A 22,687-nucleotide genomic window follows, 5' to 3' on the forward strand; every position below is an offset into this window, starting at 1 on the left:
TGGATTGGGTGCCAAAGTTCGTGCGTCGTTATCAGGTGGCGGCGACGACGTGGCACTAAGCGGACCGGTAGAGCCGTTCGAACAAATCAATCGCCAAATGAGAATGGTCCATCACATTCCTTGATGCTTGTCACCGGCCTTTTGCTCCCCAACGATATTGCGGCCGCAGAAACGGGGTCTGGCCTTAAGGATAGGGCATGGCATTTCCAGCTAAGTGCGTTGGCTTACATCGTTGCGGCCTTGCGCAGCCTGAATGGACGGCCAGCGCTATTCGTCCTTATCGGATTGCAAGCACCCTGATCGATAGTCGTCTGAGTCGACCGTGTAGATGGTGGAGATGAGAGCGGGCCTCTCGCTCGTTAGCCACGCAGAGATCTTACGCCCTCGCACAGACATCAACGACTTCTCTCTTCCTACGTCAAAAACATAGGGGTCTATGTTTGCGTGCTTTTGAGTGGAGGACTTCGGTGCTGAAACAAATCTTCGGACTAAGATCGGATGAGACACGCCGCTATTCAATATTATCCTTCCGATCGTTGGACGGCCGTCGTGAAGGACGTCGGGGCCTGTTGACCAGAGTGGCCGAGAGCCAGCTATGCTCTGTTGCGATTGAGCCGAACTCTTACGAGTGTCCGCGCTATTCGAACACGATCATTAAATTGGTTGTGCTGGCTTCGGCGGCCAGCCTGATCGCCTCGGGCGGGGCACAGGCGGCCGATTTTCCCGTCAAAGCCAAAGCGATCGAGTACGTGAAGGTGTGCTCCACGTATGGTGCCGGATTCTATTACATCCCGGGCACCGACACCTGCATCAAGCTGGGTGGTTTTCTGCGCGCCGACGTGATGCTGGGCAGCAATAGTTTTGTCCTGAATCCCGTTTCCAGTGTCGGCGCGGCGCACAACCGTCTAAGCAATGCCTACACCGCTCGCTCTCGCGCAGACCTCAGCATCGACACGCGCACACCAAGCGAATATGGCGTGGTCCGCACCTTCTTTGAAGGGAACTTTACCTGGAAGACGGGCTCGACGAGTGCGGCCGGAACGGGCGCGACATCGTATTCGGGTGATGGCGTCGGGCTTGGCACTCTCAGCATCTGGTACGCCTTTATCCAGTTCGCAGGCTTCACGATGGGAAAGGCGATCTCCCAATTCAGCGCTCCCTGGACCAACTACCCGGCCAACAACTTCTTCGACGGTCTCCCGGGAGGCGGCGGCGATGCCTCGGGTGTCAACCAGTTTAGCTATACCGCTGACTTCGGTCAGGGCGTCACCGCAACGATTTCTGCGCAGGATCCAACTGCCTATTACCAGACCAATATCTGGAACACGACCAATGCCACGGCCGCTGGTATCGTGACGGGTGCCTACGGATCGCAGAGTTACGGCGGCACTGTGGCTCCTGACATTGTCGGCATGATGCGGATCGATCAGGCGTGGGGTCTCTTCCAGGCATCGGCCGCGGCGCACGACAACCATGCCGCGTACTACGGTGGGTCCGAAGTTACCGGGCACGCCGACGACAAGTGGGGCTGGGCCGGTCAGCTGGCGCTATCGATCAAGAATATCCCGACTGGCGCGGGTGACTCTATCAATTTGCAGGGCGCTTACACCAAGGGTGCAAGCAGCTTTAGCATCCAGGAAAACATCCCAGCCGGGTGGGCGATGTACGGCGGCACCGGCCGAGCTGATGCGTATCAGAGCCTCGGCATCGCTGGCGTTTCTGATGCCATCTATTCCGGCACGACGGCGGCAACTGGCACAGCTCTTCAGCTGACCACGACGTACGGATTCAACGGTGGCTACATTCATAACTGGGATCCCTATTGGAACACCGCGGTTTACGGCGGGTGGGCTGCTGTCCGCTACACCGATGCGGCCAAGGCTCAGATTTGCAGTAGCGCTGGCATGGCCGCACTCGGGTTGACGAGTGTTTGCAACCCGGACTTCAACATCGCGGCGGTCGGCACGATCACGCGCTGGACGCCGGTAAGAAACCTGACGTTCTCCGCGGATCTGTTCGCCACGTTCCTCGATCAGAAATACTCCGGCACTATTTCGGTGCCCGCGGCCGCGGCAGTCGCCAAGCCGGCTGCAGTATATGAACTCAAGAACCAGAACGCGGTCAGCATGCTGCTGCGCATTCAGCGCAATTGGTGAGGTAGTCCCTTCGAAGGGGGACATCCTCCCGAATGGCTCGCGAGGTAACGAGGCGGCCTACCTCGGTCTGGCGGCTAGCTCGGTGCTAAAATCTCCTAGGAAGGCCACCGACGCGCGCGCGTCGGTGGTTGTTCGACATCAGCTTGCGTGTTTCGGGCAATCCGTCCGCGCGTTCGCTTTCAGCACGAAGCACCTCCAGAACGAGTGGTTAAAGCTGGGCATCCATCGATGCCGCCCGCATTGGCGCGCGCAGATCCGCCAAAGTTCACAAGTCTGATTGCGCCGTCCTCTGGCGGCAGATTGCAAGCAGCGTCGATACCAGGCGCCGCGGCAGCCCTTCGCAGCGTGAAACATTAATGTCCACCGCGCATCCAATCGAATTGGTGGTCGCCTGGAACATCGGCTGCCCCCACTTCGTTCGCATCGGGTGCTGGACGGGGCTCTCCCTAGCCAACGTTGCACGCCTGCCAGCCGATAGGTGTCGACCGGACCCGACATCGCGTGCCGGCAATTGTCGCAAGCGCGAGTGGATCTGCTATTCTTGGATGCGACCTCGCCGTGGACAATTGATGCCGCCGTCCTCCGTCATAAACCCCATGCGACGTTAGCCTCCTTCCAAAATTGCGGCCTTCTTACAGAGCCGAGCTAGCCACCGGCAAAACGCGCGGGCGATTTCAAGGTTGTCACTGCGATCGACCGCATAGGCCCGATATCGCATGCCACTGGGAGTACGCGATCCTGGTATGACTTGCAAAACGCCCCCCCGCACAAGATCGCCGACAAGGATTTCAGGCGTTACCAGAAGGCATTTTCCCGTTATGACCGCCGGCAGGGCAAGATAGTTGTGATCATATCTCGCCCCCGACTTGATATCCTTGGCGGACAGGTTCATCGCTCGTAACCATGTGGGCAGTATGTCGGGCCGGGATGTGATGTTAAGAATCGGCATCGAACGAACAATTGAGAGTGCTCTTCCCGCGACGTGATCTGGAGAGCCCACGCACACGACTGCCTCATTATAGATTTCCCAATCGTCGGCCGGTTCAATGACGGAAAGATCGCGGGTGATCAAGATGTCGAAATTGTCGGAGGATGTCGGCGGAGACAGTGAGCTGATCACGTCCACGATGACGCCGCCCATCTCGGCTGAGAACGCCGAAAGATTTGGAATCAGAAAGGAGTGAGCGAAGGTGGAAAGTGAGGTGCGGACCACAATCCGGTTGCCGTCTGCCTGAGTCCGCCGCCGCATTCTTTTCGCGGTGAAACACACTGTATCAAGCGGTTCGGCAACGGTGTTCACAAAAAGCCTTCCGAATTCCGTCAAGTCGTTCCGCCGGCCCCGCCGCTCCACGAGATCTGTACCGAGGTACTCCTGGAGCACGGCTAGGTAACGGCTGACCGAGCTCTGCGTTGTTCCCAATGTGCTGGCTGCGCGCGTTACGCTTCCTTCCCGGGCGATGGTCACAAACACGCGGATCGCGTTGAGGGGCACGTCATCGTTCTCGACAGCCATCTTCTGCTCCGGTCGCTCCTGAAATGTCCGCTCGTTGCCGTGGCCGGCTCTGCAAACAAAATGACGCATGCCCCATCACATTATCCGATGAGTCTAGCCGGATTACTGCTTATCAACGCCACGTCGCGCGTAAATCGTACCATTGGTACGGTGCGTACGATCGAACTCGCGGCTCGCTAGGGATCGTCGTCGGCTTTTTTACTGGCGCCGGTTGGGAAGGACGGCGCGGTCACTGTTCTCGCAGTCGACGGAACGCGGCCTTCTGAAGGACAAAGCCCTTTACTCAAATTGCTCCCAAGAGCGGCAGGATAGCGCATGAGCGAGGGCTCGGGCGCCGCAGTATCGTCCGAAGATCCGGGTAACTACCGGCGTTCCTGATCGCGTCGTTCAGCGAAGGAAGCGAGCTTCAGCCGCCTTAAGCTCGCGCATCTTCTGGAGCCTGAAAATCTCCTCCACCGGCAGAATGTCCTTGTGGACGATTCTGGACGCCGCCGTCAGCAATGATCCGGCGGAAAGTATCCTGCATGGCAGTTGCGGAGGCGCGGATGCCGAAATTGCCATAGATCATCATGCGGACGTTGCGTAGCGCATTGACCCGTTCGGCGTCGAGATCCGGGTAGGCATTCGGCACGATCACCAGGGGCACCGATCCGGTCCAGGCCCGTGAAAAGCTTTCGATCTCGGATGGATCCTTCTTTTTTGAGTGGATCAGGATCAGGTCGGCGCCTGCCTCCACATAGGCCTTCGCCCGATGCAGGGCTTCCGCTTCGCCAAGCCCTGCGATCAAGGCTTCGGTGCGGGCGATGACGAGAAAATCCGGATCTCGTCTTGTCGCGATGGCAGCCTCGATCTTGCCCTGGAATTCCTCAATGCGCGTTAATTCCTGCCGCCCTTCGACAACAAGGCTCGTGACCTTTGGAAAGGTTTTATCTTCGATGACCACGGCGCTGGCGCCGGCACGTTCGTATTCCTTGATGGCATGGATGACATTGATCGCATTCCCATAGCCTGTGTCGATGTCGGCGATGATTAACAGCATCGTGCTCCGAGTGATCGCCCGCAGCACCTCCAGATGTTGCGTCATCGAAATCAGACTCATGTCCGCCAGGCCGTAAAGCGCTGACAGCTCAAAGCCGGAGGCCCACAGGCCATCAAATCCAGCTTCTTCCGCGAGGATCGCTGAAATTGGGCTATGAGCAGCCATGATCTGGAGCAACCTGGTCTCGGACATGCGGACGCGGAGACGTTTGGCGGGGGACATCGGCAGGATCTTTCAGGACAGGGCCGCGCAGACGGCGATGATGCGGTCGCAAGCGCGGATGAGGTCCTCGAGCGAGGAGGCATATGAAATGCGGATATAGGGCGATGACATAAAACCGCTGCCGGGCACGACGGCCACGGCGAACGCATCGAGCAAATACATGGCAAAATCGGTGTCGGTCTCGATCACCTTGCCGCCCGGTGTGCGCTTGCCGATGACGCCTGCGCATGAAGGGAAAACGTAGAAGGCTCCATCCGGCACGCGGCACGAAAGGCCTTCGGCCTGGTTCAGCTTGCTAACCACGAGGTCCCGGCGCTCCAAAAAGGCGCGCGCGAATTCATCGATATGGTGCCGGCCGCCAGACAGGGCTTCGATGGCGGCGTACTGCGAAATCGAGCTGGTGTGCGACGATGTCTGGCCCTGGATAAGATTCATGGCCTTGATCAGGGCATGGGGCCCCGCGCCGTAACCAACACGCCAGCCGGTCATTGCGTCGGCCTTGGACACGCCATTGACGGTCACGGTGCGCTCGTAGAGGTCGGGCGCGGCGGCGGCCATGGTGGCAAAATCGGCGTCATAGACGAGCTTTTCATAAATGTCGTCCGACAGCACATGGATATGTGCGTGCCGGCGCAGCACCACGGCGAGTGCAAGCAATTCACTTCGGCTGTAGATTGCGCCCGCTGATTGCACGGCGAATTTAGCGTCAACCACTAGGTGTGCGGCGTGATCGCAGCCTCCAGCGCCTCGCCACGCAGCTCGAAGCCATGGAGTTCATCGCAGGCGACGAGAACCGGTTTGCCGCCGGCGAGTGCCACCATATCGGGATAGAGACCCAGCACGGTGTCGGGATTACAACCTCGTCGCCCGGATCGAGGCTGGCGAAGAGCGCGTTAAACACAACCTGCTTGGCGCCGCAGCCCACCGTAATCTGATCCAAGCCGTAATCGAGCCCGTGATCACGGCCGAAGCTCTCGCGGATCGCCTGGCGCAACGGTTTGATCCCGGCGACCTCTGTGTACTTCGTCCGCCGGTCGTGGATAGCCTGGATGCCGGCTGTGCAAATGGCGGCCGGCGTATCGAAATCCGGTTCGCCTTGACTGAGCGTTATCACATCGACGCCCGGATCGCGCAGTTCGGCCGCGCGAGCTGTCATGGCTTTGGTTTCAGAGGGCTGGACGGCGCGGAGGCGTTCTGCAACAAGAGGCAAGATCGAGAACCTGCAAGCTTGGAAAGAGGAAATCTTTGAGCTACCTACTCGCTCTCAAGCGGCCTAACCAATCGAGCCATCCTGTTTTCGCATGAAGTAATCGAAAATGGCGATAGTTAATCGCCGCATCCGCCGGACATGCCGCTTCTGCGCGCGGCTTCCACGGGCAGCGGAGGAGGCGTCGCCGAGATTGAGTATAGCGCGCACCGATCGGCCGCTTGGCTCGGCACTCGAAACCGCTTGCTTTCCACATGCCTGCAGCAGGGCGCGGAAGCGCACGGGAGATGAACTTGTCGCAAAGCGATAATTGGAGTGATAATCATCATCAGGTGACAGATCGTTGTGCCGTCGCCCACGCTGGCAAGATGTCCTCGCCCTGCATGTTTTACGGCGCCTAGGACATGTGCGCGGGAGGCGGGCGCAACGACGCGCCGCGGGGCACAGTGCTGTTCGGGCGGGTGGTGACATATTGCGCTGCGCCCAACAGAGCCGATGTCCATTACATCATAGATGCTCCAACGGCCCCGAAGGGTTGCGGCGAAGGCTCGCACGTGATTGGCGCGTCGAGGGGGTGGCCAGCCGGGTGTAGCATGGTGAGCGCGTGCGGTGATCACAGCTCCACTTCGACGCGAGTGACCGAAGATCTTGAACGGCAAACATGCTGGTAAGGATCGTGAACCAGGTGCGGAGAACGAGTCCGCTCGCCTCTCAGTCCATCGAACCGGCACATACGCGAAACAACCGACAGGATCGTTTGCAGAAATCAGCCGTTGGCCGGTGAGGGACCGGCGGAGTTAGAGGAGCACTGTCAAGCGCGCGTGATCAGCCTCGAGCTGGGTGAGTTCTACGACGCGAGATGGGTATTATTCGTGGCGCGCGGCGCGCTCGTTTCGCGTGCGATCTCTACGAGGGCGTCCCCGCATCGGGCGGCAGTTCCTTCCGGCTGGAACATCGATCTCAGATTGCGCTGGTTACATCGAATTCCTCGATGAACGTCATCCAACTGTAGCAGTCCGGGTCTTGAAGGTTCCGGCCATCCGTCGCCGAAACGACAGAGGCGATCTCGGCCTCTGTGCGCCGCGAATCTTCATCACGATAGGGAGGACCGTCTTGGGATCCGAACTTGTTGACAGCATTCGTTCAACTGCCTGGTTGGCGCTGCCCTTTAGATGCCGATCTCGGGTCGTGACGCCCTGATGTCAGCGGGCAACGTCGCGATATCGACGACAAACCTCATCCTGCCTGAGCTCAGGCCGGCCTCCTTGTTTGTGGTCACACGGTTCCTTGTCACACGATGTGAGGCTGGCGGCGGTGCTTTTCAGCGCCGTGAAAGGATATGTCCAGCGTGGGTCCGGCCACGCTCCAACGTGCTGGCGAAGCGCTCGCGGACCGTGGATGCGAGCGCCCTTGTTGAGGAAATCGCGCCGGATCGCGATGTCTGGGGTTCTCGTTGGTTCCACGTTGGCCACGGCTCGACGAGCGAGGATATCTGCAAACACCTTCGTCGTGGGTCAGCAGGATGGTCTCGGACGATGTTGTTCGTTGGCAACTATTCTCGGCGCGTTCGCGGAAGCACTGCGCGGCGCTATCCGTTCAGCGTCGCATCACGACAGACCCAATCACAAACGAGGGGACAAAGCCATGTCTGAAGATAGTCAAACCCGAAAGGTGCCTATTAGCCTTGAGCGGTCAACTCCACCGGCTTCTCCGAACTTGAAAGATGCAGTCAGAGAGGGCCTGCGCGCGCTCAGTGACTCAATGGATATCCAAAACGGAGTGAGAACGCATCGGTTCTCTGGAACGGAGGCGGACAAAGCGTATGCGGCGACGTGGCTGGCCTCGCGGTTCGAAACGCCTGTGGACCCCGAACGGATCATCCTGACCAATGGTGCCCAGAACGCGATGGTCCTTGCCCTGGCGTCCGTCGCGGCACCGGGCGATACGATCTTGACGGAAGCACTCACCTACTACGGTTTTCGCAAACATGCGCACCTTCAGGGCATACGGACCGAAACCATAACTATGGATGACGATGGCGCCGAACCAGAGGCGTTCGAGGCCGCATGCCGAAGGTTCGCGCCCAAAGCACTTTTTCTGATGCCGACCGTCCACAACCCGACGACGATCGTCATGTCGCTCGAGCGACGGCAGCAGATCACTCGAATCGCAAGGCAATATGGAGTGAGCATCATCGAAGACGATGTGTACGGACTGCTGCCAGAGGGGGTTCCAGCGCCCTTTGGAGCGCTGGCGTCCGACATGACATGGCACATCACAAGTTTCGCCAAATGCGTCGGCCCTGGTGTTCGGGTCGGCTACCTCGTGGCGCCTGATCGCAAGGCGGCGCAAACAACGCTAGACCGCTTCCATGGCATGTCGACCTGGTTTCCCGCCTCATTCTCTGTCGAGCTGGTGAACTTCTGGCTCGCCAATGGTTCGATGGAGAAGATCGTGGCCGGCGTCAGAGAAGAAGCGATCGCAAGACAGAGGATTGCCGCGAAATGGCTCTCCGGTATCCCTTTTTGGACCCGGCGAGATGCACTTTTTCTGTGGGTCAATCTCAAGGGAATCATCGACCAAGACGAACTGGTTGCACAATGCGCTTCAAGGCATGTGACGATCCGGCCGGGGCGGATTTTTGCAACTGATCCGAAGTCCTCTTCGAACCATGTCCGTCTTGTCATCGGCAGCCCAAAGAGCCGCGACGAGTTGCAGATGGCGATGGCTGTGGTGGGAGCTTTGCTCCAAACTGCGCGCAATCCAGGGGCTCTGTCAGGCGTTCATTGATGCATAGCGATCTTCGTTTCATTTTCGCGAGCTTTGATGGTTTGCGCCCGGACCTGATCGGCCCGGAATTGACCCCACATCTTTGGCGGCTGAAGGCAGCCGGGGTGACCCTTGCGAACCATCGCACCATCTATCCGAGCGAGACCCGAGCGGCGTTCCCGAGCCTTGTCACCGGCACCACGACGGACCGGCACGGCATGGTCGGTAACAAATACGTCGACCGCGCCGTGACCCCGCCGCGCTACATCGACACTTCCGATGCGCTTCTGCTCCGCCAGATCGATGTCGAGAGCGGCGGCCGGCTTTATTCGGCGCCATCGCTCGGCGAGATCTTGGCGGCGAACGGGCGGAGCCTCGCTGTCCTCGCCACCAATACGCCCGGTACGACCCAGCTCTTCCACCACAAGGCCGAGCATTTCGGTCATGTTCGTCTATCCGGTCATTTTCGCGAGGCCTGTACGCCAGGCGATGTGCTCACCGAAATCGAAACTCGTGTCGGTCCGTTACCTCCAGCTCCGCCCAAAATCGAGCCGGACCGCTCCGGACAGGACTGGATTACGTCTGCCTTTCTGGATGTTGTTTGGCCGAAGTATCGTCCCGACGTGACGATCCTTTCCTATGGCGAGCCGGACGTCACCTCGCATTTCCACGGCACGGGGGCCGAGGCGACGCGCTCCATCATCGCTCATTGCGACCGGCAGTTCGGCCGTGTGCTTGACTGGTGGGAGGCCGAGGGAAAGCGGGCTGGGGTTCAGATTTTCGCGATCTCGGACCACGGCCATATCACCGGTCACACGCGTATCTCAGTCGCCGATAGCCTGCGTGCGGCCGGCATTCGCCCCGGCACCGCGCCTTCTCCCGATGTCGATGCGGTCGTGGTGCCAGGCCAGGTCGGCGCGCTCTATCTTACCGATCCGGATCAGGCGAACGTCGCCCGGCTGGTTGCCGCCATTACATCCGAGCCATGGTGCGGGCCGGTGTTCACGCGTGCAAAGGACGACATCAACGGCATCGCCGCCGGAAGCCTCTCAAACCGCCTCGTCTTTGCGGATCATCCCCGCGCGCCGGACGTCGCGTTTTCCTTCCGCGCCGACGATACCGTTGACCCGTTCGGCCTCGTAGGGGGCACCTTCTACGACAATGACCGCCGGGCCGGTCTTGGCCTTCACGGCGGACTCCATCCAAAGGAGCTCGCAGCATTGGGCCTGATCGCAGGATCCGTGTTTCCGAACATCGGTTGCACATCTTTCTTGACGTCCGGGATTTGCGATATCGCGCCGACAGTTCTCTATCTGCTCGGCATGGACTCACCGCAGACGATGAGCGGACGGGTCCTCCATGAACTGCTGCGGCCGTCCGAGGCCCTCGATATTCCCGTACGCGAAGAGAGCTTCGAGGCGCATCTCGGAGGCTACACGCAGGTGCTCCGGCGCGAGTACGTCGGCGAAGCCTGCTACCTTGCCGGTGGCTGGAGTTCCTTTTTTTGAACGGCTTGGCCGCAGGCTCAACGCCCAAGCGATCGGTAGGAGGAAGAGCAGGGACGGGCAAGAGTGCCCTTGTGGTGCTGGCAGCGCTTACGCCAAGGCGCCATCCTCAGGATGGACCTCGATTGAAGTCAGTGTATTCCTCTCATTGTCGTACGCGCCAGGAAGCGTGATGTCCCGGATGCCGCCGGTCTTCATCATCGTGCTACGCAGCGATGCTGGAAGCGGGGCTGGCCTGCAAGTTGCCGTTGGCGGTTAGATCGGGCGTAGCACGGTAAGTCCGAACCGGCGGCGCATTGTAGCGGAGACGCGGACCGGTTGTCATCATAGAGATCCCAAGGGCCTGAAGCGTCCGACGGTAACGGCCGGCGCGTGATCAGCGTGCCGAGGCTGAGCAGGCCGCGAGTGCATGGACAATCTTGATCACGGCTCATCGCCACTTGGCGTGCGCCTTTAGGTTTGAAACGAGTTCAGAAAGCGGTTGTGAGAGGTCTGCACGGGGGTGCGGCTCGCTTCCGTCTTGTCGCGCGGATGCGTGCAATGCCGGGTAAACAGGATCGCTTTGCCTCGCTCGGCGAGGGCGACGATGCGTCGGCCGACTTACGGTGAGTTCGCAATTGCGGTCGCGCGTTCGGACAGCATTTGGCCGAGATGGATTTCCACCGCCGCCAGATCTGGCCGACGGAACTGCCGGTTCCAAGGCCTCATACGAGTTGCGCCTTGTTCGTTCCCAATCTCCATCAAGGCGTTCATCGCTTTGGGCGCTGCTCCTACGACACATTCCGTTTCGGCTAGACGTCATCGCGCATGCGCATCTTCACATCGAATAATTCGATGGTCGTCATCCGGCTGTAGCGGTCCGATCCTTAAAGGTCCCGCGTAACAGCGAACACGTCCAAACGGGGTAGGCGATCTCATTGCCGTGCTCAGCAACGCTTTCCTGATATGGGGGTAACGGCAATGGCATCCGTGTTGATTGATAGAATTGTTAAGAAATACGGCCGGACGCCCATCTTGCGTGATGTTTCACTGTCGATAGCGGACGGTGAGTTCCTGACGCTACTGGGACCCTCGGGGTGTGGGAAGTCAACGCTGTTACGTGTCCTGGCAGGGCTCGAGGTCCAGGATGCAGGTTCGATCTTGATCGGCGGGCGGGTGGTGGACGGCCTCAGGCCGAACCGGCGGGACGTAGCGATGGTGTTCCAGTCCTACGCCCTCTATCCCCATATGACGGTCGCCTCCAACATTGCGCTGCCGCTCCGGATGCGGCGGCTCACGGCCATCCAGAGGCTTCCTCTTGTCGGCCGCCTGCTTCCAGGAAGGGCGCGGATCGCTGCCGAGATCGACGTGGAAATCACCCGGACCGCCAACTCCCTCGGCATCGGCCACTTGCTGACCCGCAAACCGGGGCAGCTCTCCGGTGGCCAGCGCCAGCGCGTGGCGGTTGGCCGGGCAATGGTGCGCCATCCGGCTGTTTTTCTCATGGACGAGCCGCTGTCCAACCTCGACGCCAAGCTGCGTGTGCAGATGCGCGCCGAAATCAGGGAGCTGCACCAGAGGCTCGGGGTAACCTTCGTCTACGTCACCCATGATCAGGCCGAGGCCATGACGCTGTCGGACCGGGTCGCGGTGATGCTCGACGGCGAGTTGCTGCAGGTCGCTCCGCCGCAGGACATCTATAGCGATCCGAACGATCGGCGGGTCGCAGAATTCATCGGCTCGCCCAAGATCAATATACTCGACGGCGTGACGCGCGACCGCGGCCTGATCGATGTGGCCGGATCGACACTTAAGATCGAAGCCGCTGCACTCCCAGGCATGCATCTCACCCTCGGAATCCGCCCGGAGGCTCTTCATCTGGCCGACCAGGGTGGGCAGGGCGCGCTGACAGGTTCGGTCCGCATGATCGAGCATATGGGGTCCGATCTCTTCGTCCATCTCGATCTGGCGGGCCTCGAGCAGCCTTTGGTCGCCAGGTTTGCGGCCGAATGCGCGCCTCGTATCGCCCCGGGCCAGACCTTGCATGTCGGCGTCAGGCCCGACCGGGTGCTTCTCTTTACCCGCGATGGACGGCGATTGCGCTGGGAAGCGGAACCCGGCCGGCCATCGGTCACGCCGCTGCGGGAGGCTGCTCGATGAACTGGCCACGTGCTATTTCTGGCATTTCCGGCGAATTGCCTTCGGAATGTGGGGCGCAAACATTTCGATCCCCGTCCGCCTCCCGGGCGCCCAGGCGTGCCCTTAGCGAAGCGCTCGCGGCATGGACCCTGGCCGGGCCGGCAGTCTTCTTTCTGCTCGTCCTATTCTGCCTGCCGGTGATCGGCGTCTTCGTCATCGCGTTCACGGATTGGCAGTTCGGCGCGCCGACGCTCTCCTTCGTGGGCCTCGCCAACTTCCGCCAAGTCTTCGCCGAGGAAGGATTTAGGACTTCGCTTCTGAACACCGTCATCTACGTTTTGATCGTCGTGCCGGGCACTGTTGTCCTCGGTCTTCTGATCGCGCTCCTGATCGAAAGCGGCAACTCCTGCCGCTCTCTGTACCGCGCCATTCACTTTCTGCCCTTTATGGCGACGATGTCGGCCATGGCGATCGCCTGGGAGGCGCTGCTGCATCCGACGATCGGTCTCGTCAACCAGACGTTGTCTGCCATCGGCCTGCCGGCCGCGAACTGGCTGCGCGACGAGCACACCGTGCTGCCGGCGCTCGCCGCGATAGGCATATGGCAGAATCTCGGCTTTGCAATGGTGCTATTCCTCGCGGGCCTCAAAAGCATCCCCCAGGACATCTACGATGCGGCCGACGTCGACGGGGCTGATCTTTGGCTGGACCGCCTGCGCACCGTCACGTTGCCGATGCTCGGCCCGGTTTCGATGTTCGTTGTCATCGTTGTGGCGCTGCGGGCATTCGAGACCTTCGACACCGTAAAAGTGCTTACCAAAGGCGGCCCGGGGCACGCCTCCGAAATGCTGCTTTACACGCTGTATCGAGAGAGTTTCGAGTATTTGCGCACCGGATATGGCGCGGCAATCGCCGTCGTCTTTCTGGCCATCGTCGTGACCCTCACCCTCGTTCAGACCCGCATCATGGATAGGAAGGTGCACTACCAATGAGCACCAGAGCGGTTCGCACCTGCCGGTTGTCGCCGGCCACAGTCTTCCGGCATGCCGTTCTGCTCGCTACCGGGACGCTCATCTTGGTCCCTTTCGTCTGGATGGTGTCGCTGTCAATCAAGCCGCCGGGCGAGATCTTCCGGACCAGCTTTTCCTTCCTTCCGGTCCAGTTCTATGGGGTCGAGAACTACACAAGGGCGCTGACCCAGGCGCCGCTGCCGCGCTACCTCGGCAACGGTTTCATGGTCTGCGCATTGATCCTGGCACTGCAAATCCTTGTCTGTGCCCCGTGCGCCTACGCGCTCGCCAAACTCCACTTTGCCGGCCGTGGTGGGCTCTTCGGCCTGGTGCTGATCGGCCTTCTCCTGCCGCATCAGGTGCTTTCGCTGCCGCTGTTCATCCTGGCTTATCAGCTTGGCGTCCTCAACACCTATGCGGCGCTGGTCTTGCCCTATGTCGTCTCGCCATTCGGCATCTTCCTGTTCCGGCAATTCTTTAAGTCCATTCCTGATGACGTGGTCCACGCCGCGCGGCTCGACGGTCTCTCCGAAATCGCAATCGTGTGGAAAATCATGGTGCCAATGGCGCTGCCCGCCGTGATCGCTTTCGCAACCTTCTCGATTGTCTCACGCTGGAACGATTTGTTCTGGCCGCTGATCGCGGTGCGCGACCAATCACTGATGCCGCCGCCGCTCGGCATCATGGCCTTCAAGAGCGAGGAGGCCGGCACCGACTACGGCCCGCTCATGGCCGCAGCAACGCTCGTCGTTCTGCCTCTTGTCGTCGCCTTCCTCGCCGCACAGCGCTGGTTCGTTGAAGGCTTGGCGAAAGGGGCAATCAAATAACAGAAAAACTTATCGGAAGCCGCCGAACACCGCCTCAAAGCGTTGCGCGTCTAGGACTCGGTGCGGCGAAGAATACACAACATTAGCAAAAATGGAGAAAGCCAAATGTGGTCCTCAATCAAGACGATTGTGGTCGCCTCCGTCGCTACAGCACTCATTGGAGCAACAATGGATCCGGCGAACGCAGAGGTCGCAAGAACCTTAAGGGTAACCGCTGCCTCCTCTGACCTTAACGCCATGTGGGTTGAACTCGCGAGAACCTTCGAGAAAGAACATGCCGGCGTCAAAGTCGAACTGGATAATTCGACCAGAGGTTACGACGATCTCGTTCAGGCGACTCTGCGGGCCTCCCTCACAGGTTCATTGCCGGATGTGTCGTTTCAGGGCGCCAATCGTCTGCGGATCTACACGGATCGAAATCTTGCCATTCCGCTCAACCGTTTCCTGAATGCCGACACGAGTGACAGCAGAAAAGCGCTTTCTCCGGCCGTTGCAAAAATCGGAGAATCCAAGGGTGATACCTATGCGCTAGGCTTCGGCGTCGCCGAGCCTGTCGTCTTCTACAATCTCGACCTCCTCGCCAAGGCTGGCGGCGATCCTGCTCACCCCCCCGAGACTTGGGACGAAATCATTAGAGTTGGTTCCAGGATCACAAGGCTGGGCGAGGGGAGCGTAGGAATCATTTTTCAGTACGATAGTGAGGATTTTTTCTGGGACGCCCTGCTCTTTAGTCAAAGTGCGGCGATGATGAACTCTGATGAAAGCAAGATTACTTTCGATGGCCCAGAAGGTCTGAAGGCGCTGCAGATCATCAAACGGATAGGCGAATCGGGACAAGCTTCAGTTGACATGTCGAAAGACCAGGCTCGCTCTCTGTTTGCCGCCGGCAAGGTCGGCATGATTTTCGACTCCAACTCAAATCAGCTACGCTTCGAAGAAGACAGCAGGGGAAAATTCAAGCTTGCCGTCGGCAGGTTTCCGCTGATGACGCCGAACGGGACGCTTCCCGCGGCCGGATCGATCGCAATGATGTTCGCGGCCAAGCCCGAGCAACAGAAGCTCGCGTGGGAGTTCATGAAGTTTGCGAGCGGTCCAGTCGGACAAAAAATTGTAGCGCTGAAATCCGGATGGCTCCCGGCGAACGACTTCGCCACCCGTGATTCAAAAGAACTTTCCGACCATTTTGCAAGGAATTCGAACTATAGGGCCAGTCTTGATCAGCTACCCATTGTTCAGGGCTGGTACGCGTTTCCAGGAGAGAACGCGCCAAAAGTGACCAAGATCATCGTGGACGCTATGCGCTCCGTTCTCACGCTTCAGAAGTCGCCCGAAGCGGGGCTCGAAGTCATGGCGTCGCAAGCTCGAAAGCTTCTCAACGTCAAATGATGTTCAAGTTGAGCAAGCAAATTGAAAGGCTGGATAGTGCGGGCCTTTATCCTGACGAGCAATATGGGAAAGCCCGCGCCATTCCGTATATCGAATGGAGCCGTTCTGGGAGAAAAGAGCACCCCTTGGTGCTCTTTTTAACCGGCGGCGGTCATTTGGGCCGGATTTCGTATGGTTATCCTGATGGTGAACCCAAGGATTTTCTCGCCTACTGGCTAAATCTGATGGGATACAATTTGGTTGTGCCGACCCCTCCGATCGAACACCCCCTGTTCAGGTCTCCTGATTCCGAACTGGATGTCACAACCTGGTCGGAAGTCTTGATCGACCTGGTAGAGGCAAAGCTGCAAACATGGGAGCTGAAGCCGCGTGTCCTTGTCGTCGCTTGGAGCATGGCGGGCAGGTTCATTTCACGTCTGGCTGCAACGGCCGCCGCGCGAGGCATTTTGATAGAGGCATTCGTAAGCTTGGCGGCAACGCCGCCGATTCCAGGTCTGTCGCCCGTCAATCTCGAGGAAACGCCGCTTTCGAGAGATGGCTTCCGATCCTTCGTCGCTCTATCCAAGGAGGACCCCGTCACGCCCATCAATCGATCCTGGCTAGCTTCTCTGGCGGAGCAGGACTGCCTGGAGGGAAGATCAATCATTCCGTCAGAGGTGTACTTAAATGATTTCGTTGGCAATTCACCGCTCAATCTGCACGGTGAGGCGTACCGCTGGCGCAATGGGCGGATACAACATTCCCTGTCAGATGCGGCGAGGGATGTGCTGGCCGTGGAGTTTGACGGTGCCCCGCTATGCGCATCCATCATTCCGACTGCATCGAGTGATAGGCATCACGTGCTAACCGATCAGGCCAACTGGTCTTTTTTCAATGCCAACGTGATCGCGGCGCGCGCCGCTTCATTCGATCCCAACACTTTGGATAAAGTTCGGTCGCTCATTCTGTCGTTGCCGCAACGGTTGTCGCGAGAGGCAATTGGAGGACATTTCTTCTTCGTCGGTAAGAAGGGAGCCCGGGCCGCCGCGCAGGCAATTCTTGCGCTTCATACCGAAATACTTGCTGTCGAATCTGAACTGAAATCGTGCTCGTGCTGAGACCAGTGTGGGCAGCAGCTCGAAGCGGCCTGCTCGATTTCCTGCGAAGCGTATCGAACGAGAAACCAATCTTGCAGGTTGGACACGTCATTGCCGTTATCGATCCAAGTCGCTCGCGAGCGACGAGTGCAGGTTGCGTTCAGCGTACTGCCATGATGGCTGACGCGAACTGCGATAAGGGCGGCTAAGAACTTCGTTGGTGGCGCCGTTTGACGCGGTGATGTTTGCGCGGCGCGCCGCCTATTTTGCTAGATTTGTTAATACTTCAAGAGGCATTTGCAGCGCTTTCGCGGGTCATTTGGCAACAGGACTGCGGTAGGCGGCGCCGGTATAGCGCGGCTATTCCGCGGCTGCTGGGCTAGCTGCTCTACACAAGAGGGAGAAGCAGTGGCGGCCTGACACATCATTGAACCACGGGTAATGCGATCGTTACCTCCGCTGACCACGGAAACTCAACCGTTCCATCCATTGCAGCATATCGCTCAAAGAGCAGGCGGTGCCATCTCATCGTATCGTCCTGGCCATTTATCTCAATAATCTTCTTGGTGTCGCTACGGGATAAACTCAGGCCCTCGAACTGCTCCCATGTTAACAAGTCGGTCCAATAAAGTGCGAAATGGCGAACCTTGCGAAACAGCGCTGATGAGTTCAGCTCGCGCACAAAATTGGCGGGTGCATAATGTCCGTTGCTGCCTTCAAAGCCACCGATCACAAAACCAGGAATGTACTTCTCGTGGTAACGCTCGTACTCTCGAAGCATCTCGCTTCTATCCAGATCCCTTCGGATCATGAGCACCGCGATAAGCCCTGATGGGGCCAGGACCCGGTTTGCCTCCGCATAGAATTTGGGTCGATCAAACCACGTCGCGGCGCTCGCTGCTGTCACCAGTGAAATCGTCCCGGCCTCGACTGGAAGCCGTTCCGCGCTGCCCGGCGTGTGCTTGATATTCTCGATGTCCGCGGATCCGGAGATGGCTTTCCGACGCATATCGGCGTTGGGTTCGAGGGCAATGATGGTAGCATAATGGGGCAACTGTCTCGCCAGCTGTCTTGTAAAGATTCCTGTGCCACTTCCGATATCGAGCACAGAGTAAGTGCGAAGTGCTTCCAGTCTCAAGCGCTCCGTAACGAAGCTGACTAGTTCATCCGGATAATGTGGCCGATAGCTATCATAGGCATCGGCAAGCCCAGTGTAGGAAGAGTGGGTGTCCGCCGGTTGATTGCGCATCTTTCATCTCCGATCGCTTGTTGCGGAACAAGAAGCACCCCGCTTGGATGGACCCGCCGCAGCTCCGGCGATGGTGCCCTGGAAGGCGTTCAGAACGGCCGGGCTATGCGAGGCCGATCCGGCTGCCTCCGGGGACGCCTTCGGCAGCAAATCCGTCGTTCGTCGAAAACCGGAGGGCCGTTAGGCTAGCGCGCTGCGGAGAGGTTGTTTGCTCTTCCCCGGCTACACATGAAGAGCGTCCCATGTTCTGTTAGATGCGCATCACGCGACATGAGAGTGGCCGGTGGAAGGCTCGTCCGCAACTAGCAAGAGAGATGAATTTGTCCCGTGCAGAGCCACGGCCTCTCGTCGTCTCAATGATTCACGTACGTCTCGTCTAGATCAACTGCCCGCGTTGGTAGTTGATTGGAATGCGAATTGCTTCATCTATGTGACTGACTCCAGGTTCCGACCAAGTGTGTCAGAGAAGTCCAAAGGAACGCTCACGTTCGGCCGGCGACCCTGTCAAGTCAATATCTCGGCGCATCAACACTGTGTTGCTGCGGTTGGCTCGTCGTTGAGAGCGGGCGGCGTGCGCCAAGATGTGATGTCTCTCGCATTTAGCGGCGCGCGGCTCTTGAGCGAGAGGAGGAGAATTCGGGCCTTCGGGGTCGCTTGGTGGCTTCTTCACCGAACACGGCCTCGCGGTTTCAGGTTGATCTATTCAATTCGCCTTTAAGGGTAATCAAAGAGGCGAGAACGTTGGTACTTCTGGCAAGCATAGCGTTGTCTCACTGCACTGCTTACCGCAATTGGAATCGGTAAAATGAAGAGGGAACCAATCAGCCTTATAAGAACCACTCCGCCGACACCAGACTGGATGGGAGCGGAGTTGTCGAGAACGCTGCTTGAGATATCTGAACGAAACGATGTCGCCACACTTTTGAGGTATCATCGCTTTCGCGGCACGGAATCTGATCGCCAAGCTGGTGCGGCTTGGCTTGCTAGGCGCTTCGGGGTTGCGCCGTCGATTGACCGAATCATCGTTACGAACGGAACTCAGAGTGGCCTCCTAATCACATTGGTAAACGTGGTTGGAAGCGGCAATGTGTTGCTAACGGAAAACTTAAGCTATTATGGGCTGCGGCGGATCGCCAGCTTCTTGAACATTTCCGTCAAGGGCATCGCGATGGATGACGACGGAGCAGTGCCGGAGGCATTCGAGGATGCGTGCAGAAAGCTCAATCCAAAAGCGTTATTTCTTACGCCGACCCTTCATAACCCGACCACTATCACGATGTCGCATGAACGACGGCTCGCACTCGTGGATGTCGCGAGGCGATATGGCGTCGTGATTATTGAAGACGATGTTTATGGCCTCCTCCCACCGGAAGCTCCGCCTGCGATCAGTGCGTTAGCGCCGGACGTCACTTGGTACGCCGCAGGCCTGGCCAAGTGCATTGGGCCCGGTTTGAAGATTGCCTATCTCTTGACGCCGTCCACTGAGGCGGCCACAAGCGCGTTTGACCGTTTTCAGACGACCTCTACTTGGCACGTTACCCCCCTGTCTGCGTTGGTCGCTCAAAGCTGGATTGCCGATGGCACCGCCGAGAAAGTGCTGCTCGCCGTACGCGGTGAGGCGGTAGCGCGACAGGAAATGGTAACGGGGCTGTTCAAGCATGCGACCTATTCGGCCAAACCGGAATCACTACATATGTGGCTGACTCTTCCGCGCAGATGGACACAGCGGAGCTTCGTGGCAGCGGCAGCCGAGGTCGGGGTAGTGCTCCGGTCCGGAAGCATGTTCGCGCTCGATGAAGAGAATTCCCCCAAGGCCATACGTATCGTGATAGGCAGCCCCGAAACCCGGGCCAGCCTTGGAGAAGCCTTGACTGCGCTCAGGCCCCTTGTGCAGGAGTAACTCGCTCTTCGGAAATCGCGGACCCGGCTTCAGCGCCTATGAACAGCGCAATCCGTACCGCGAGATTGTGAGCGTTGCCACATAGAGAGGGTAGCGCAGGAATTGTTTGCGGCGATGCGAGCTGCGGTGGCACACCGGCACATTGAATGAACGGTTCGACCCCCATTTCCCGAAAGATCCGGCCTCGCACGCGGTCTCGTTGGCGAAGATCGCGTGGTTGCAAGAGTTCGGGCCGGAGACCAGCAAGTACGATGGACAGAGCAATGATAGGTACTCACGACCAGATAGATATGCTGGCCGTTTTCGGCGCTCGGGAAGGCACAACGTTTAGGAAAACGGCTATGGCCCAGAACGAACGCGAGCCCGCTCGGAAGGGCCCTCGGAGATGAGCTGACGGGGCCATGCATACCAGGGCATCGCACGTGATCGTCTCGTCGAGGATTTTCTGCCCCGCGGCAAGTAAACCAGTAAAGCGGATCGAGGCCGACTTCCTCGGCTGATCGATCAACGTTCCTTAAGGAGAGAACACGAGCCTGCCTGCGCCTTACGCATCGCTGAAGGATAGATTGTTCCCTGGCAAGAAGCCACAACGCATGTCTTCGGCTCGGCGACGAAATACGGCCGCGGAGTCTTTGAGGGGCGGGCCTACTGGAGCGAGCAGCAGGGTTGCCTCCTTCTGTTCCGGATGGAGGACCACCTGCGGCTTGGCCTATGTTCACAAAGCTGTACGCTTCGACACGACTGAGGAACTGACGGGGCAGACCGCAGACCGGCTCAAGGCCTGCGGGTAACGGGAGAGCATCCACATCTGATCATGAGTTACCTGGACGGCCTAGGAAGACATGACGGTGAGGGAGCCGATCGGCACTGCTATCACGGCGCTGGCCCGGCGCGTGCCCAAGACTGTAATCGATGGTGTCCAGGCCCAGGTGAGCTCTTGGGTGCAGATTCCGGATCGCGCCATGCCGTCCCGCGTCACCAGCCTTGCCATCGCCCAGTGGAAGTCGATCGATGCCGAGGATTGGCGTCACCTCCGCTCCCGTCCCAACCAGGAAAACCTCGTCGGCCGCATAAAGCTCGGAGCGGTTCACAACTCGTTTCTCCACCAGCAGGCCGATGCTTTCGAGGCGAGCCTGAGAATGGTATCGCGGGTGATATTTTCCAGCACGTTTTCGCTGAGCGGCGGCGTCACAGGCCAACGCCAACTCCCAGAACTCGCGACTGGCTCATATGCAGGCTATTGCAGACGGATACCAGCGGGCCCTGCTGCCAAACGAGCAGGGCAATTTGGCCGAGGCCCCCACCTCAACGCCTTTCATCGGCCGCAACGGCCTGATGGTGGACCGAAGGTAAGAGCATTACAAGCGGCCTACTTCAACCTCATCTACGGGCGCACAAATCTTTGCCTGAACTGGCTGACGCCGTGGAAGTTTAGCATGGTGCCCGGAACGCCACTTCCAGGCTCAAGACCTCTACGGGATCGTGTCCGAACCCGGAAGGCCTGCACAAATACCCTCATGCCCTGAACATCGGCCACTGTTCATGACCCCCGCGATGATCTCTCTGGATCGTCCGAATACTTGCCGTCAAAAGACAGGAGTCCGCCACGACGCATACGCGCCATCCTTGCCGCTGACGATCGCCCGGTAGATCTCTATCAATTGTTGCGTTATGACTCCAAGTTGACCGCTGCCAACAGGTATACGATCTACAGATGTCACCGGAGTGATTTCGGCTCCAGTCCCGCAATGGAATACTTCCTCGGCGAGAATCAATTCGGTTCGGTCGACATCACGCTCAACCGTCTGTAGCCCAAGATATCTGCGTGCTAATTCGATAACGGTCTGACGTGTAATCGATTCCAATATGTCGTTGGTTCCGCTCGGCGTGATGAGTTGACCATCGCGAACGATGAACACGCACGTCGTGGGGGCCTCCGCCAGCTTTCCTCTTGAATTAAGAAGGAAAGCGACGTCGTAACCGTCCTGCTGTGCCTGCATCATGGCCAGTCGAGCATTATGATAATTCGCGTTGCATTTGATGCGCGCCGGCATGACATTATCTGCCATGCGCATCCAGGAGCTAATCTGAGCTGAAGCGCCTCTGATGCATTGCTGCGCGGACGGCCGTGGCAGCGCCGTGATCGCAATTCCTACGGGGCCGGTTGCGCCTATTTCGCCAGCCCCGTCAATGAAGGCCATCATCCGGATGTGCACGTTCGCACAAAACTTATTCGCTCGGCATAGGTGAATGAGTGCCTCTGTCAACTCTTCTCGCGACGGTCCGGGATCGAACCGCATCGCCTTTTGGGAGAACGCAAACCGATCGAGGTGATCTGTGAGACGAAAGAGGTACATTTGCCGTGCCTCTTCATTCCAATAGCCACGTATTCCTTCGAAAACACCTATCCCATATTTCGCTACCGGTGCGAACACATGCACCTTGGCATCATGCCAGGGAATGATGTGGCCATTGAGATATGCAAATTGTGCCGTCGAATCCATCTTTGCCTTTGCCGAATGAGAACTGTCGAGACTTGGTTCACCCGCTGGGCAAGGCCGCGGCTACCCCGCCATCGCCGATCGTACGACGAAGGCGATTCGCGGCTTCTTCATGTTACCCTCCCGACGCCGTGAGCATGCGGCGGATGCGCACACGATGACTCCTCTTGGTTCTACAAAACTTGCGTGGTCTATGTTTTGTGCTCGGA

At 58.7% G+C, this 22,687-nt stretch carries 14 protein-coding genes and 1 pseudogene; 9 read left to right on the forward strand and 6 right to left on the reverse strand.

Annotated elements, in window-relative coordinates; genetic code table 11:
• Positions 1–650: 650 nt before the first annotated feature.
• The gene (locus tag AC1VNY_RS04885) at positions 651–2,156 is read left to right on the forward strand and encodes a porin (protein WP_482404411.1); all 1,506 of its coding nucleotides are present in this window, start codon (positions 651–653) and stop codon (positions 2,154–2,156) included.
• A 604-nt stretch (positions 2,157–2,760) separates the two neighbouring features.
• On the opposite strand, the gene AC1VNY_RS04890 is transcribed toward AC1VNY_RS04885, so the two are convergent.
• The 3 genes and pseudogenes from AC1VNY_RS04890 to AC1VNY_RS04900 all read right to left on the reverse strand — a co-directional run bounded on the left by AC1VNY_RS04890 (position 2,761) and on the right by AC1VNY_RS04900 (position 6,140).
• Positions 2,761–3,669: a LysR family transcriptional regulator gene (locus AC1VNY_RS04890; RefSeq protein ID WP_482404328.1), complete on the reverse strand. Its 909-nt coding sequence runs from the start codon at positions 3,667–3,669 to the stop codon at positions 2,761–2,763.
• Between the two features lie 415 nt (positions 3,670–4,084).
• Positions 4,085–4,885, reverse strand: a complete 801-nt coding sequence (locus AC1VNY_RS04895) for an isocitrate lyase/phosphoenolpyruvate mutase family protein (protein WP_482404329.1) — start codon at positions 4,883–4,885, stop codon at positions 4,085–4,087.
• Positions 4,886–4,942: 57 nt separating this feature from the next.
• A pseudogene (locus tag AC1VNY_RS04900) lies at positions 4,943–6,140 on the reverse strand (pyridoxal phosphate-dependent aminotransferase).
• A 1,641-nt stretch (positions 6,141–7,781) separates the two neighbouring features.
• On the opposite strand from AC1VNY_RS04900, the gene AC1VNY_RS04905 reads away from it, so the two are divergent.
• The 7 genes from AC1VNY_RS04905 (at position 7,782) to AC1VNY_RS04935 (ending at position 16,849) form a co-directional block, all read left to right on the forward strand.
• Positions 7,782–8,927: an aminotransferase-like domain-containing protein gene (locus AC1VNY_RS04905; protein WP_482404330.1), complete on the forward strand. Its 1,146-nt coding sequence runs from the start codon at positions 7,782–7,784 to the stop codon at positions 8,925–8,927.
• A complete protein-coding gene (locus AC1VNY_RS04910) occupies positions 8,927–10,414 on the forward strand; it encodes an alkaline phosphatase family protein (RefSeq protein WP_482404331.1) in 1,488 nt (495 codons plus the stop codon). The genes AC1VNY_RS04905 and AC1VNY_RS04910 overlap by 1 nt, the downstream gene beginning before the upstream one ends.
• Positions 10,415–11,371: 957 nt before the next feature.
• The gene (locus tag AC1VNY_RS04915; RefSeq protein ID WP_482404332.1) at positions 11,372–12,550 is read left to right on the forward strand and encodes an ABC transporter ATP-binding protein; all 1,179 of its coding nucleotides are present in this window, start codon (positions 11,372–11,374) and stop codon (positions 12,548–12,550) included.
• Complete coding sequence (locus AC1VNY_RS04920) at positions 12,547–13,521, forward strand: carbohydrate ABC transporter permease (protein WP_482404333.1); 975 nt, start codon at positions 12,547–12,549, stop codon at positions 13,519–13,521. The genes AC1VNY_RS04915 and AC1VNY_RS04920 overlap by 4 nt, the downstream gene beginning before the upstream one ends.
• Positions 13,518–14,366, forward strand: a complete 849-nt coding sequence (locus tag AC1VNY_RS04925) for a carbohydrate ABC transporter permease (protein ID WP_482404334.1) — start codon at positions 13,518–13,520, stop codon at positions 14,364–14,366. Before AC1VNY_RS04920 ends, AC1VNY_RS04925 begins: the two co-directional genes overlap by 4 nt.
• Before the next feature lie 105 nt (positions 14,367–14,471).
• Positions 14,472–15,752 carry an extracellular solute-binding protein gene (locus AC1VNY_RS04930; RefSeq protein ID WP_482404335.1) on the forward strand — a complete coding sequence of 427 codons (1,281 nt, stop codon included), beginning with the start codon at positions 14,472–14,474 and terminating at the stop codon, positions 15,750–15,752.
• An 8-nt stretch (positions 15,753–15,760) separates the two neighbouring features.
• Positions 15,761–16,849 (forward strand): hypothetical protein, encoded by a 1,089-nt coding sequence (locus AC1VNY_RS04935; protein ID WP_482404336.1) that lies wholly within the window; start codon positions 15,761–15,763, stop codon positions 16,847–16,849.
• A 403-nt stretch (positions 16,850–17,252) separates the two neighbouring features.
• Here AC1VNY_RS04935 and AC1VNY_RS04940 read toward each other — a convergent pair whose 3' ends face one another.
• Positions 17,253–18,077, reverse strand: coding sequence for a class I SAM-dependent methyltransferase (locus AC1VNY_RS04940; protein WP_482404337.1), 825 nt, complete (start codon positions 18,075–18,077; stop codon positions 17,253–17,255).
• A gap of 871 nt (positions 18,078–18,948) precedes the next feature.
• Here AC1VNY_RS04940 and AC1VNY_RS04945 point away from each other — a divergent pair.
• Positions 18,949–19,977 (forward strand): aminotransferase-like domain-containing protein, encoded by a 1,029-nt coding sequence (locus AC1VNY_RS04945; RefSeq protein ID WP_482404338.1) that lies wholly within the window; start codon positions 18,949–18,951, stop codon positions 19,975–19,977.
• 812 nt (positions 19,978–20,789) lie between these two features.
• Here AC1VNY_RS04945 and AC1VNY_RS04950 read toward each other — a convergent pair.
• Together AC1VNY_RS04950 and AC1VNY_RS04955 are read right to left on the reverse strand one after the other, a co-directional pair.
• Positions 20,790–21,176 carry a hypothetical protein gene (locus tag AC1VNY_RS04950; protein ID WP_482404339.1) on the reverse strand — a complete coding sequence of 129 codons (387 nt, stop codon included), beginning with the start codon at positions 21,174–21,176 and terminating at the stop codon, positions 20,790–20,792.
• Positions 21,177–21,563: 387 nt separating this feature from the next.
• The gene (locus tag AC1VNY_RS04955; protein ID WP_482404340.1) at positions 21,564–22,481 is read right to left on the reverse strand and encodes a branched-chain amino acid transaminase; all 918 of its coding nucleotides are present in this window, start codon (positions 22,479–22,481) and stop codon (positions 21,564–21,566) included.
• Positions 22,482–22,687: the final 206 nt, after the last annotated feature.

The sequence above is a fragment of the Bradyrhizobium ferriligni genome (assembly GCF_056837965.1).